General features: G+C 62.0%; 12 protein-coding genes. 3 read left to right on the forward strand and 9 right to left on the reverse strand.

The annotated features are described in order from the left end of the window. Nucleotides 1–49 precede the first annotated feature (49 nt). From AACT07_RS06525 to AACT07_RS06535, 3 genes are all read right to left on the reverse strand, one after another. Nucleotides 50–2053 (reverse strand): DNA topoisomerase III, encoded by a 2004-nt coding sequence (locus AACT07_RS06525; protein ID WP_069526967.1) that lies wholly within the window; start codon nucleotides 2051–2053, stop codon nucleotides 50–52. Between the two features lie 67 nt (nucleotides 2054–2120). Next, on the reverse strand, nucleotides 2121–2618 hold the full coding sequence (locus AACT07_RS06530; RefSeq protein ID WP_005341867.1) for a response regulator: 498 nt from the start codon (nucleotides 2616–2618) through the stop codon (nucleotides 2121–2123). A 55-nt stretch (nucleotides 2619–2673) separates the two neighbouring features. Continuing rightward, nucleotides 2674–4641, reverse strand: a complete 1968-nt coding sequence (locus AACT07_RS06535) for an ATP-binding protein (protein ID WP_069526968.1) — start codon at nucleotides 4639–4641, stop codon at nucleotides 2674–2676. A gap of 276 nt (nucleotides 4642–4917) precedes the next feature. On the opposite strand from AACT07_RS06535, the gene AACT07_RS06540 reads away from it, so the two are divergent. Together AACT07_RS06540 and torA are read left to right on the forward strand one after the other, a co-directional pair. Further along, on the forward strand, nucleotides 4918–6048 hold the full coding sequence (locus AACT07_RS06540; protein WP_069526969.1) for a NapC/NirT family cytochrome c: 1131 nt from the start codon (nucleotides 4918–4920) through the stop codon (nucleotides 6046–6048). A 23-nt stretch (nucleotides 6049–6071) separates the two neighbouring features. Further along, complete coding sequence (gene torA, locus AACT07_RS06545; protein ID WP_069526970.1) at nucleotides 6072–8552, forward strand: trimethylamine-N-oxide reductase TorA; 2481 nt, start codon at nucleotides 6072–6074, stop codon at nucleotides 8550–8552. Nucleotides 8553–8637: 85 nt separating this feature from the next. On the opposite strand, the gene AACT07_RS06550 is transcribed toward torA, so the two are convergent. Genes AACT07_RS06550 through AACT07_RS06565 form a run of 4 tightly spaced genes read right to left on the reverse strand, consistent with a single transcriptional unit; the run spans nucleotide 8638 to nucleotide 11503 of the window. Further along, on the reverse strand, nucleotides 8638–9099 hold the full coding sequence (locus AACT07_RS06550) for a hypothetical protein (RefSeq protein ID WP_005339830.1): 462 nt from the start codon (nucleotides 9097–9099) through the stop codon (nucleotides 8638–8640). Nucleotides 9100–9140: 41 nt separating this feature from the next. Continuing rightward, nucleotides 9141–10490 carry a sensor histidine kinase gene (locus AACT07_RS06555; protein ID WP_069526971.1) on the reverse strand — a complete coding sequence of 450 codons (1350 nt, stop codon included), beginning with the start codon at nucleotides 10488–10490 and terminating at the stop codon, nucleotides 9141–9143. Next, nucleotides 10487–11143: a response regulator transcription factor gene (locus AACT07_RS06560; RefSeq protein ID WP_005339826.1), complete on the reverse strand. Its 657-nt coding sequence runs from the start codon at nucleotides 11141–11143 to the stop codon at nucleotides 10487–10489. Before AACT07_RS06560 ends, AACT07_RS06555 begins: the two co-directional genes overlap by 4 nt. A gap of 21 nt (nucleotides 11144–11164) precedes the next feature. Then, on the reverse strand, nucleotides 11165–11503 hold the full coding sequence (locus tag AACT07_RS06565) for a PepSY domain-containing protein (protein WP_069526972.1): 339 nt from the start codon (nucleotides 11501–11503) through the stop codon (nucleotides 11165–11167). A 63-nt stretch (nucleotides 11504–11566) separates the two neighbouring features. Between AACT07_RS06565 and AACT07_RS06570 the strand changes: the two genes are divergently transcribed. Next, a complete protein-coding gene (locus AACT07_RS06570) occupies nucleotides 11567–11815 on the forward strand; it encodes a PepSY domain-containing protein (protein WP_013724184.1) in 249 nt (82 codons plus the stop codon). Here AACT07_RS06570 and msrQ read toward each other — a convergent pair. Then, nucleotides 11812–12438 carry a protein-methionine-sulfoxide reductase heme-binding subunit MsrQ gene (gene msrQ / locus AACT07_RS06575; protein ID WP_069526973.1) on the reverse strand — a complete coding sequence of 209 codons (627 nt, stop codon included), beginning with the start codon at nucleotides 12436–12438 and terminating at the stop codon, nucleotides 11812–11814. The genes AACT07_RS06570 and msrQ overlap by 4 nt on opposite strands. Continuing rightward, the gene (msrP, locus tag AACT07_RS06580; protein WP_069526974.1) at nucleotides 12429–13430 is read right to left on the reverse strand and encodes a protein-methionine-sulfoxide reductase catalytic subunit MsrP; all 1002 of its coding nucleotides are present in this window, start codon (nucleotides 13428–13430) and stop codon (nucleotides 12429–12431) included. Before msrP ends, msrQ begins: the two co-directional genes overlap by 10 nt. Nucleotides 13431–13766 lie beyond the last annotated feature (336 nt).

The raw sequence follows: 13766 nt of genomic DNA on the forward strand, positions 1-13766 counted from the left end.
AAGAGCGGCAAAATTGCCGCTCTTTTTCTACTAATCACACTGAAATCCATTACTTCACCATTTTTTCCCATCTTGATACCAATTCGCGGCCTACCGGTTTAGAAGGGGCTAATGTGGCTTGTTTTTTGCCCTTTTTAGCTGCTGAAGCTCCGCTCTTGCGCCTGGTAAAACGCCGCTTGCCGGCACCCGGCGCCTCCTTGGGCAGGGCGCTGAAGCTGGCGCCGGAATCCTGTCGCGCCCCTTCAATCAGACCGTTGAGCTGCTCGGTGAGCGGCCCCATAAACTGCTGGTAGCTGCCGTGGCGCTCGGCGATCTGGCCAAGGCTCTGCTCCCACAGCGCAGTCATATCCGGCGTGGTAGCGGTGGCTGGCAACGCCTGAACCAGCGCCCGCCCGGTCGGGGTCGCCTTGATGCTCTTGCCCTGACGCACCAGAAAGCGGCGCTTGAACAGCAGGTCGATAATGCCTGCCCGGGTCGCTTCGGTGCCGAGGCCGTCTGTGTTGCGCAGGGTCTTGCGGATCTCGGGATCCTGCACATAGCGGGCGATGCCGGTCATGGCCGCCAGCAGAGTCGCATCGGTGAACGACTTGGGCGGCTGGGTCATCTTCTCCTGCAGTTCGCCCCGCTCGCACAGCAGTTGCTCTCCCTCTTTCAGGGCAGGCAGCGTGCCCGCTTTCTCTTCGTCGTCATCCTCTTCTACCCCGAGCAGTGCCTTCCAGCCCGCTTTGAGAATGCGCCGCGCCTTGGCCTGAAACAGACCACCGGCGATGCGCAGCAGCACCTTGCTGTCGTTGTATTCGAACGGGGGATAGAACTGCAGCAGATACTGGCGGGCAATCAGGCCATAGAGCTTCGCCTCGTCGGCCCCCAGCGTGGCGGGGTTGCCCTGCTTCTCGGTGGGGATGATGGCGTGGTGGGCATCCACCTTGCTGTCGTTCCACGCCTTGCTGCGGATCTTGCCGTCTGCCTCGCTCACCGCCTTGGCCAGCGCAGGCGCTGTGGCGGCGATGGCACCGCGCACCTGCTCGGCCCGCTTGAAATGGTCGGTCGGCAGATAACGGCTGTCGGAGCGCGGGTAGGTGATGAGCTTGTGGCGCTCGTAGAGGCTCTGGCAGATGTCGAGCACTCGCTTGGCATCCATGCCGAAGCGTTTGGCGGCATCGATCTGCAGGCTGGAGAGGTTGTAGGGCAGCGGCGCCGCCTGCTTGCGGGCCTGCTCCTCCACCGATTCGACCTGAGCGGGCTGGCCGTTGATCCGGCTCACCACCTTGTCGGCCAGCGCCCGATTGAGCACCCGCCCCTCCTCATCCTGCCACGGCAGGCAGGCTTCCGATGGCAGCCACTTGGCGGTGAAGCGCTCGTTGCCGTCGGTCAGCAGATGGGCCAGCACCTCGTAGAAGGGTTTGGGCACGAAGGCCTCGATCTCGAGATCCCGCCGCACCACCAGCCCCAGCAGCGGGGTCTGCACCCGACCGACCGAGAGCAGCTCGCTGCAACCCGCCTTGCGCCCGAGCAGGGTATAGGCGCGGGTCATGTTGATGCCGTAGAGCCAGTCGGCCCGACTGCGGGCCAGTGCGGAAACCGCCAGCGGTACGAATTCCTTGTTGTCCCTCAGCTTCTCGAGAGCGCGGCGCACCGCAGGCGGGTTGAGATCGCTGATGAGGCAGCGCTGCACCGGCTTGGTTTTCGGGTAGCCGAGAAAGTCGATCACCTCGTCCACCAGCAGTTGCCCTTCCCTATCCGGGTCACCGGCGTTGACCACACAGTCCGCCTGCTTGATCAACCGCTTGATGACGGTGAGCTGGGTTTTGGTCTTGGGTTTGGCCACCAGCTGCCACTGGGCGGGGATGATGGGGAGATGCTCCATCCGCCACTGCTTGAAGGTGGCGTCATAGGCATCGGGCTCGGCCTGCTCCAGCAGATGGCCGATGCACCAGGTGACCACATCCCCCTGGGCTGTTTCGATAAAACCGTCGCCCTTCTTGTGGGGCTTGGGCAGGGCATCGGCAATGGCGCGGCCCAGCGTGGGCTTCTCGGCGATAAAGAGTCGCATCGGTGGCTACCTGCAATACTGTATATGCAGACAGTATACAACTGCCACCACGAAAGCCCAACTGCCCCTACTCGTCGAACGGGTGATCGTGGATGGCGGCAAACAGCCGCGCCTGATTGAGCAGCGGCGCATAGTGGAAGGCATTTTCGCCATCTTCCGCCAGCAGGTAGTCGGTCAGCTGTTCGCGCACCGCCTCTTGCAGGGTCTCCAGCTTCCACGGCTTGGCGAGGTAGTAGTGCAACCCGCCGCGATTGACCGCTTCGACGGTGGCCTCCAGCCCCGCTTGTCCGGTCAGCAGCAATTTGCGGCTGGCACGGGTGGAGGCTCGCCGGTTCAGCTCCACCAGAAAATCGACCCCCAGGGTTCCCGGCATGATGTGGTCACAGAGGATCAGCGCCAGCTTGTTACCGTCGCGCTCCCACTCCTCCACCACCGCTCGCGCCTCATCGACACTCTCGGCAGCCTCCAGCTCGAAGTGGGAACGGAACGGGGCGAGATCGTGGATCACCGCATCCAGCACCTCCCGCTCATCGTCCACACACAGGATCAGATAGTGTTTGTTCATTGCTCCTCCTTGGCGACATGGTTTGGCACGCCGCGCGATTGATGCTGGCGACGGCTCAGGCCGCATGCTCCTTGTTGTTTTGAGGTTCGCCCCCGTAACCGGCCTGCCCCATGCCGTCCAGCGGCAGACAGACCCGCATCCGGGTGTAACGGCCCGGTTCGGAGGCCACCTCGATCCGGCCGTGGTGCTGCTGAACTATCTGCAGCGAAACGCTCAGACCAATCCCGAGGCCGAAATGTCCCTCCCGCTTGGTGGTGAAGTTGAGATCGAAGATCCGCTGCCACAACTCGGGTTCGATGCCGCAACCGCTATCCTCTATCTCTACCATGACCCACTCGGGATCCAGCAACCCGGTGCGAATGGTGAGTCGCCCCGGGCCGCTCATGGCATCCAGACTGTTGGCGATCAGGTTGGTCCACACCTGTTGCAGGGCGATAGGGTGACAGCGTACCAGCGGCAACGGCTGGTACTCCTTGCAAAGCTCATGATGCTTGAGGCGGTTTTCGAAAATCATCAGGGTATCTTCCAGCCCCTCGTGCAGGTCTACCAGCGAGGGCTCGGCCCGATCCTGCCGGGCATACTGCTTGAGGCTCTTGACCAGATCGCCGATGCGACGGGCACACACTTCGATATTGCGCAGGAAGCTGCCGGTCTGCTGGAACAGCTCCAGCCGGGAGAGCAGCGCCTCCCGCTCGTCGGCAGTGCGGCTGGCAAACCAGCGCTGCCAGTTCAGCTCGTCATCCAGATTCATCTGCACCGCCAGCCGCGCCTGCTGACGATCGCCAAAGCGCCCCTCCGCCTGCCGGGTCTTGTCACGGATCTCGCTGGTCGAGACCGGCTGGGAGGAGAGCGCCTGACAGAGGGTCTGGTTGCCCAACCCCTTGATGGGGGGTGGCAGCTCGAGATTGACCAGATCGGGGATGGCGGCCCGCAGGGTCTCGCTGCCACGGATAATGGCCGCCACCGGATTGTTCAGCTCGTGGGCGACACCGGCTACCAACTGACCCAGCATCGCCATTTTTTCGCTCTCCACCAGCTGGGCGTGAGCGGCATCAAGGGAGTTGAGGGTCTGTTGCAGCCGCATCTCGGTGCGGATGCTGTTTTGCAGGCGACGGTTGAAGTGGCGCAGCAGCAGGTTGGTAAAGGAGGGGAGCAGTTCGCTGCGCGCCTGCATCACCCGGGAGAATTGCAGCTTGTCGAGCTTGATCACCTCGGCACCGGTCAGGGTCACGCCGGTGGTGAAGGCGGGTTCGCCAGTCACAAAGGACATGCCCCCCACCAGCGAGCCGGTACGGTAGTGCACCACCTCCTGATCGATCCCCTGCTCGTCCCGCTTGCGCAGCACCACCTCCCCCTTGGCGATAAACCAGAGGAAGCTGTTGGGCTCCCCCTCGCGGGTCAGCACATGGCCCGGGCTGTAGTGGCGGCAGACCCGCTCCTCGTCATTGCCCTCGAAAAACTGGTAGAGACCGTCGATCACCACCCGCGACAGCTCTTCATCGCTGCAGTGGGTGTAATCCATAAAGCCCTGCCGATAGGCTGCCAACTGGCGATCGACATGGGCTCGCAGCAGCTTCTGGTTGTCGAGCACGGCGGCATAGCTCAGCAGATCCGCCTCGGGACGCTGCAATACAAAGTGGCTCGCCTGCTCGATCACCGCCCGGCGCAGGCTGCCATCGCGCCAGGGGCGTTGCAGGTAGTAGTCGAGACGACCGAGGTTGACCGCCTCGATGATTGATTTCATCTCCGGCTGGCTGCCCAGCAGGATCTTGCGGCACGCCTCGTGACGACTGCCGAGGCTGATCAGAAAATCGGCCCCTCTCCCATCCCCCAGCTCGCTGTCACACACCACCACGGCGGGTGGCTGCCCCTTGCGATCCAGCTCGTCCAAGGCCAGCTCCGCCGACCCCTGACCGACCACCACCACCAACGCGAAATGGCCGAGCAGCGGAGCCAACTCCTGTTCGAATTCGGCCAGCAGTTGCACTTTGGCGGCGACACACAGCAGTGAGAAAGGGCTCATCAGCGACACTCCGTTGAGGCTCACTGCTCACTATATCAGCGAATCTTGTGGGGTTTTGCGAGGGGGCTAACAGCTGTCGCGGAAAGTGCACAAATAGATAAAACAGAAAACAACTGAATTTAATTCGACAAATCTGTCAATAACAAAACAAAAGACAAAATGTGACAACAATCAAAAATATAAACCATGATGGAGGTCAACGCCTTATCCCTATCATTACTACTACTATTGGACTAGTACTATGTAGGTAATTATTGACCGTAGGAAAACGCCGCCATGATTGGAAAACTGATAAGAAAAACCTGGTTCTGGCTCCTGCTGCTCGGGGCCCTGCTGGGTGTCGCGGCACTGGGAGTCACCGTAACCGTGCTGCACAAGACCAGCTCCACCGAATTCTGCGTCTCCTGCCACTCCATGCAGACTCCGCTCGCCGAGTATCAGGGCAGTGTCCACTTCCAGAACACCAAGGGGATCCGCGCCGAGTGCGCCGACTGCCACATCCCGGGCGACCCCACCTCCTACCTGTGGACCAAGATCCGCGCCGTGAAGGATATCTATCACGAGGCGATCGGCACGCTCGACACGCCTGAGAAATATGAAGCCCACAAGCTGCGGATGGCCCAATCCGTCTGGGACGAGCTGAAAGCCAACGACTCCGCCACCTGCCGCAGCTGCCACAGCTACGAGGCGATGGACATTCTGGCCCAGCGCCCCAATGCCCGTGCCGAGCACCCGGTCGCCATCAAGGAAGGCCAGACCTGTATCGACTGCCACCGCGGTGTCGCCCACATCATGCCTGACATGAGCGGTCTGGCTGCCGCCGGTGCCAGCGAGCTGGCGCAGGCTGCGGCCCAGACCCCGGCCAATGTCACCACCCGCTACGCCATCGCCACCACCCCGCTGTTCCTTGATGCTGAAGCCAAGACCGACGAAGGTACCCTGATGCCCTCCACCAAGGTGGAAGTGCTGGCCAACGAAAATGGCCGCGCCAAGGTGCAGATCGAAGGCTGGCAACAGGATGGTGTGAGCGAAGTATTCTACGCCGCACCGGGCAAACGGATCCTTAGCGTACTGGTCGGCGATGCCGCCAAGAAAGCGCTGGTCACCGGCCAGAGCGAAACCGACAGCGCCACCAACCTCACCTGGCATCAGGTCAAGCTGACCGCCTGGGTCGACCAGAGCCAGCTTATCGGCGATCAGGGCAAGCTGTGGCAATACGCCTCCACCCTGATGTCCAACAACTGTACCGGCTGCCACGGCCTCACCGCGCTGGATCACTTTAATGCCAACCAGTGGATCGGCGTCATCAAGGGGATGGAATCTCGTACCTCCCTGACCCCGGAACAGGCTCGCATGTTGACCCAGTATGTCCAGAAACACGCCAGTGACATGAGCGCGGCCCACTAAGGCTGGCACAGAGGAAAACCGTTATGACTTTTTTCAATGACAAGAAGACCAATCTGTCCCGCCGCAACCTGCTCAAGGGGCTCGGCGCCTGCGCAGCCCTGCCCCTGCTCGGCGGCATTTTTCCCAAGAGTGCGCTGGCGCAAGCCATCAGCACCGCATTGAGCCAATTCCCGACTCTGGTGCCCGCCCAGAAGGGCATTCTGACCGGCGCCCACTGGGGGGCTTTCGAGGCGCTCGTCGAGGATGGCCGCATGGTGCGCGTTCAGCCGGTGGCCGATGATCCGTCGCCAAACGATCTCATCGACATGGCGCCGTTCCAGGTGCACGCCAAGAACCGCATCAAGTACCCCATGGTACGCAAGAGTTGGCTGGAGCACGGCCCGGGCGCCAAACCCGAGCTACGCGGTGCCGACGAGTGGGTGCGAGTGAGCTGGGACAAGGCGATCGAACTGGTGGCCGGTGAAATCCAGCGGGTGCAGAGTGACTTCGGCCCGCAGGCGATCCACGCCGGTTCCTACGGCTGGAAGAGCGTCGGCATGTTCCACAACAGCCGCACCCTGCTGCACCGCCTGATGAACCTCTCCGGCGGCTTTACCGGTTATGCCGGTGACTACTCCACCGGCGCGGCTCAGGTGATCATGTCCCACGTGATGGGCTCCATCGAGGTGTACGAGCAGCAGACCGCCTGGCCCAACGTGGTAGAGAACGCCGAACTGGTGGTGCTGTGGGGGGTCAACGCTCAAGTGACCCTGAAGAACAGCTGGAATATGCCGGATCACGAAGGTCAGGCCGGCTTTATGGCCCTCAAGGAGAAGGGCACCCGCGTCATCAGCATCGACCCCATCTACAACGAAACCGCCAAGCTGGTCGGCGCCGAGTGGATTGCGCCGAACGCCTACACCGATGTGGCCATGATGCTGGGGGTGGCCCACACCCTCTACAGCGAGAAGAAGCACGATCAGGCTTTCCTCGATCGCTACACCGTCGGCTTCGACAAGTTCCTGAACTACCTGCTCGGCAAGGATGACGGCCAACCGAAGAGCGCCGAATGGGCGAGCACCGTCTGCGGCGTCGATGCCAAGGTGATCCGCCAGCTGGCTCTCGACATGGCCGCCAAACGCACCATGATCATGGCCGGTTGGGGGATGCAGCGTCAGCAGCACGGCGAACAGCCGAACTGGATGCTGGTGACGCTGGCCTCCATGCTGGGCCAGATCGGCCTGCCGGGCGGCGGCTACGGCTTCAGCTACCACTACTCCTCCGGTGGCAGCCCCACTGCCAAGGGCGGCATTCTCGCGGGGATCTCCGCCGGCAATGCACCGAAGAACAGCCCGGCCCCGATCCCGGTGGCCCGCATCGCCGACTGTCTCGCCAACCCGGGCAAGACCATCGACTTCAACGGCCGCAAGGTGACCTATCCGGACATCAAGCTGGTCTACGTGGCGGGCGGCAACCCCTTCCACCACCATCAGGACACCAACAACCTGCTGCAGGCGTGGCGCAAGCCGCAGACCGTGATCGTGCACGAGCCCTACTGGACGGCGACTGCCAAGCACGCCGATATCGTGCTGCCGGTCACCACCAGCTACGAGCGCAATGATCTGGAGATGGGGGGCGACTACTCCCAGCGCTATGTGTTCCCGATGCACCAGTGCGTGCCGCCCCAGCACGAGTCCCGCAATGACTTCGATATCTTCAGCGCCATCGCCGCCAAGCTGGGCGTGCAGGAGCAGTACACCGAAGGCAAAGACGAGATGCTGTGGCTCAAGCAGATGTACGACGGCATGGCGGCGCAGGCCCGCGGCGCCCGCGTGGCGCTGCCGCCGTTCAACATGTTCTGGGAGTCCAACAACTACATCCGCTTCCCGATCCCCGAGGCCAACCGCCAGTGGATCCGTCACGCCGATTTTCGCGAGAACCCGCTGCTCAACCCGCTCGGCACCCCGTCCGGCAAGATCGAGATCTTCTCCAACACGGTGGCGGGGATGGGTTATGCCGACTGTGCCGGCCATCCCAAGTGGTATGAGCCCAAGGAGTGGGTGCAGAGCGAGGTGGCGGCGCGCTATCCGCTGTCCCTCAACACCTCCCACCCGACCCAGCGGCTGCACTCCCAGCTCGACAACACCCCGCTGCGGGACAAGTTCGCCATCGCAGACCGCGAGGCGATCATGATCCATCCCGCCGACGCCAAGGCTCGCGGCATCGCCCAGGGGGATCTGGTGCGTGCCTTCAACGAGCGCGGCCAGATCCTGGTGGGCGCCCTGCTCTCCGAAGATGTGCGCCAAGGCGTGGTGCGGATCTGCGAAGGGGGCTGGTATGACCCGGCCAAGCCGGGCGAAGCGGGCAGCATCTGCAAAAACGGCAACGTCAACTGCCTCACCTTCGACGAGGGCTCGTCCAGTCTGGCGCAAGGCAACTGCGGCCACATGGCCCAGCTGCAGATCGAGAAGTACACAGGCCCTGTGCTGGCCAACACCGCCCACGCGGTACCGGCCAACGGCTAAGGCGATTGCCACCCAATAAAAACGGCGCCATCAAGGCGCCGTTTCTTTATCTGTCTGCCAAAGCGCAGGCATGGTCGGGACGGGTTTAGAACTCCCCTTCCTCCATATACTCCTGCGCGCATTCAACCAGCTGCGGCCACAGCTCTTCCGGCACCCAGGCGTCCGGGTCATCTTCATCCCCGTCGTACTGGCTCCAGAAGTAGCGGCGCAGACCGGAGGCAAACTCGTCGCTGATCTCGGCCAGCTCCGAGAGCGGCCCCAACCAGGCGATGCGGCGCAGGCCGGAGGCGAGATCGTTGATGGCATCCATCAGGGTGCGATCGTCAAAGCTCTGCTCCACCAGCAGGGTGAAGCGCTCGCGCGCCTGCTCGGTCTGCTCCTCGTCCAGCTCGCCCACATCGGCCAGCAAGTCGACAAAATCTTCCAGAAGGAACGCGATCAGGCCATCCCTGTCTTCAAACCACTGGATCTGGGCGCCCTTGACCCCCAGCACAGAGGCATCAAACGAATCGTCAAGGTGACACAGTGCCCACGGATCGTCGGTCATGCTTCTCTTCCTCAGGCTAAAACAAATGCCATATGTTATGCCTAGCTCTCGACTCTTGCCACCTTGGGCAACGAGAGGGAGGCGGCCAGACCGCCCAGTTCGGCACGGCCCATGATGAAACTGCCCCGATAGGCTTCCGCCAGATCGGAGACGATATTGAGGCCCAGGCCCGAGCCCGGCACCTTCTCGTCGAGCCGCACCCCGCGCAGCACCGCCTTGGCAATCTGATCCTCGCTCATGCCAGGGCCGTCATCCTCGATACGCAAGGTGATCCAGCCCCCCAGCTCGGCGCTGGAGATGCGCAGCTCGCTGGCAGACCACTTGAAGGCGTTCTCCAGCAGGTTGCCCACCATCTCGTCGAAATCCTGCTCCTCCACCCCGACCGCCAGATTGGCGGGCACCTGCAGGTCCACCGTCTTGCCCGGATAGAGGCGGGAGAAGGCGCGGCAGATATACTCCACCCGCGCCCGCACCGGGGTCGAGACCCCGAGGATCTTGGCTGCGCCAGTCACCCGCGCCTTGCCGAGGTGGTAATCGATATGGCGCTGGATCTGGTCGAGCTGCTCGCCGATGGTGGCCTGATCCTCCGGCGGCAACTGGGCCACCTGATTGCGCATGATGCTTAGCGGCGTCTTGAGGGCGTGGGCCAGATTGCCGGTGTGGGATCGCGCCCGCTGCAGCAGCTCGCCGTAGTGGTGCAGCAGCCGGTTGATATCCTCCACCAGCGGCTGGATCTCCAGCGGATAGCGCAACCGGAACCCCTCCTGATGACCCTCGTGAACCCGCCCCAGTTCACGGCGCAGCAGGTGCAGCGGCCGCAAGCCGTAGACGATCTGGAACATGAAGCCGAGCACCAGACCGGCGGCGGCAAAGCCGAGGCCGAGGAACAGGCTGATGCGGGTCTTGTTGAGGGTTTGGGTCAGGGCGCTGCTGTCCTTGGCCATCACCAGAGTGAAGACCCGATCAGAACCTGGCAGCAGCACGGTACGGGTCATGATCAGCAGCGGCTCCTTGTTGGGCCCCTTGCCGACGAAGAGGTCGGGATCGCCAAACGCCGACTTGAGGCCATCGCTCTTCAGGTTGGTATCCCATAGGGAACGGGAGCGCCCCACCACATCGCGGCCCAACTCCAGCTGCCAATAGTAGCCGGAGTAGGGTTGATTGAAGCGGGGATCGGAGAGGGAGCCGGTGACCACCGGCAGGCCGGTTTTGGCCACTTCCAGCCGGGAGAGCAGATCATAAAGCTGCAGGCGAAGGCCGTCGGCCTCCGCCTCCTGCCAGTAGTTGCGCATCATGGTCTGCAGACTGAAACCGGTGGCGAACAGAAACAGCCCGCACCACACCAGCGCGATGGCGACCAGTCGCCCCCGCAGGGTTCTGACCAGCCTCATTCGTTGATCCGGTACCCGAGGCCGCGCACTGTTTCAATCAGGTCTGGATTGGTTTTCTTGCGGATCCGGCCGATGAACACCTCCACGGTATTGGAGTCACGGTCAAAATCCTGAGCATAGATGTGGTCGATCAGCTCGCTGCGCGATACCACCTTGCCCCGGTGCTGCATCAGATAACCCAGCACGCGGAACTCGTGGGCGGTCAGTTTGATGGGAGTCCCTTCGTACCACACCTGCGACGCCGCCATGTCGAGCCGCACTCCGCCAATCTCCAGAATGGAGCTGGCGTTACCCGCCGCCCGGCGCACCAGCGCATGGACCCGCGCTACCAGCTCGGCCACCTGGAACGGCTTGGTAAGGTAGTCATCGGCACCGGCGTTGAGCCCCTCGATCTTCTCGTGCAGCTGACCACGGGCGGTCAGCACCAGCACAGGGGTATCGATCCCCTTGCTGCGCCACTCTTTCAGCACGCTCAGGCCATCGCGCCCCGGCAGGCCGAGGTCGAGAATGATGGCGTCATAGGGTTCGGTCTCACCGAGGAAACCGGCCTCGTTGCCATCGTGGCAGAGGTCGGTGACAAAGCCGGAGAGGCGCAGCTGTTCGGCCAGCTGGCCAGCCAGAATTTTTTCGTCTTCAACAATCAGAATTCGCATGAACAGGCTTCCACACAGGGGTTATTCATCATCCTCGACCGGGGGCTTTGGCGGTTCGAACAGCCGCTCCAGATGGTGGCCCTTGGCCCACACCAGCTCAAGGTTGTCGGCCCGATAGGCTACCTTGATCACGCTGTTTTCCCGATCGATGACTCGCAGTTCATAGAGCCAGATACCATCCTCTTCCCCCAGATCCACCCGCAACACCCGCACCGGCAATCTGGCCGCCATCTCCATCATTTCATGGAAGGGCCGAACCCGTCCCTCATGGACAGCTTGCTGCAGCATGGCTTCATCAGGCGTGACCGCCTGTGCCAGCAACGGCAGCAATAACCCAAGCAGAGGGAGCGCTCTATTCATGGATGATTCATCTCCAAAAACCTAACATAATGGCGTTTATAGTCTGCCAGCCATGAATCCGGAATGAATATGATCCCGCGCAGTTTCCTGCTGATCCTTTGCCTGTTGAGTGCCACAAGCTGGGCGGCCCAGAGCCGTCTCGACATGGCCGGGCTGGTCAAACTCCTGCTGGCGCAAGGGTATCACGACATTCGGGAAGTGGAGCTGGAAGGGGACAAATTCGAGGTCAAAACCCTCAATCGCCAGGATCAGAAGGTGCATCTCATCGTCGATGCCTACACTGGCGAGATCAAACAACAAGAGGCCGATTAGGCCTCTTTTGCATTCCAGCGCCCCCGCATGGGGCGCAGCAGTTTCTCCCGTCTCGGCCAGAGCAGGGCGCAGGACAGCAGCAGGTAGATGAGGGGCTCCCCCCAACCACTCTTGAGCGACCACCAGTAGTGCACCGGCACCAGCAAGGCGATGGCATAGACCCAGTTGTGCAGCTTCTGCCATGCGGCGCCCATGCGGCGCTGCAATGCGGGCAGCGAAGTGATGCTGAGGGCGGCCAGCAGCAGCAATGCCACCATCCCCACCACTATGTAGCTGCGCTTGACCAGCTCGCCGCCAATCAGGCCCCAGTCAAACTGCAGATCCAGCCCCAGCCACGCCATGAAGTGGAGCAGCGCCCAGGCAAAACACCAGAGCCCGAGGGGGCGGCGCAGCTTGATGAGCTGCCCCTGCCGCCAGCGCTTGGCCAGCGGCGACACCAGCAGGGTGAGCAGCAGCAGATTGAGCGCCCCCTTGCCAAGGTAGTGGATAAGCTCGGGCACCGGATCGCCCCCCAGCAGACCTGCCGGAATGGCAAAAACCAGCCAGAGCAGGAAACCCAAGGAGCCCAGATGCACCAGCGCCCGCAAGCCGCTGATATGGGTTGGTTTCAATCTCAGTACCATTGGCGCAGATCCATCCCCTGATAGAGCGAGGCGACTTCGTCACCATAGCCATTGAACATCAGGGTCGGCTGACGCTTGGCGCCAAACACCCCGCCCTCGCCGATAAAGCGCTCGCTGGCCTGACTCCAGCGCGGATGATCCACCTGCGGATTGACGTTGGCGTAGAAGCCATATTCGTTGGGAGCCAGCAGATTCCAGGTGGTCGGCGGCATCTCCTCCACCAGCCGGATCGAGACGATGCTCTTGATGCTCTTGAAGCCGTACTTCCACGGCACTACCAACCGGATCGGCGCGCCATTCTGGGCGGGCAGGGTCTTGCCGTAGAGCCCCATCGCAAGGAAAGAGAGAGGGTGTATCGCCTCGTCGATACGCAGCCCTTCGACGTAGGGATACTCGATGCCGCCCCCCAAACTGGAGGCCTGCCCCGGCAGCTGTTTCGGATCAAACAGGGTTTCGAAGGCAACAAACTTGGCGCGACTGGTGGGCTCGGCACGGCGGATAATCTCCGCCAGCGAGATGCCATTCCAGGGCAGCACCATGGACCAGGCTTCGACACAGCGCAGTCGGTAGATCCGCTCCTCCAGCTCGCTCTTGTTGATGAGGTCCCACACATCGAGGGTAAAGGGCTTGGCCACCTCCCCCTCCACCTTGAGGGTCCAGGGTTCGGGCTTGAGGTAATGGCCGTTGCGAGCCGGGTCGGACTTGTCGGTTCCGAGCTCATAGAAGTTGTTGTAACTGGTTGCCTTCTCTTCCGGTGTCAGCACCAGATTGGCCGAGCGCTCCGCAGGCTTGCTGTTGATCGGCCTAGTGGCTAATTGGGGAGCATCCTCTTTACCGCGCAGCAGATCGAGTACACCGGCCTGAGTGGGAAATGCCAGGGTGGCTGCGCCCAGACCCAGCCCTTTGAGAATAAGGCGGCGGTCCTGATAGACGGCTTCCGGGGTGACATCCTGTTCGGTAAGGGGGTGGGCGGTACGACGCTTGATCAACATGAAAAACTCCCGGGGCTGAGTGAGGCAGTATGGATAAGACCCGCCCCGGCAGATTTTTATTTCACACAAATTTACATCATGTGGTGCAGGGGCAGTGCCTTGGCCATGGTGCCGACCAGAAACAGGACTACGAACACCAGAAGGGGAACGATCACATTTGGCGCCATCAGACTCACTCCATGAGCAGGACAGGGCCTCTAACTATGGCCGACTGTCAGGCCGGTCACCAATGAATTTTTTTCGCGAGCGCAAGCGTATTCCTGAGTTGAAAAGGGTGATGAAGATCACACACAATTCGGCCCCCGCTTGCCGCCCCGATTGCCGGGGGTAGGCTGC

The sequence above is a fragment of the Aeromonas sp. ANP5 genome, from assembly GCF_963870295.1.
Lineage (GTDB): Bacteria > Pseudomonadota > Gammaproteobacteria > Enterobacterales > Aeromonadaceae > Aeromonas > Aeromonas veronii.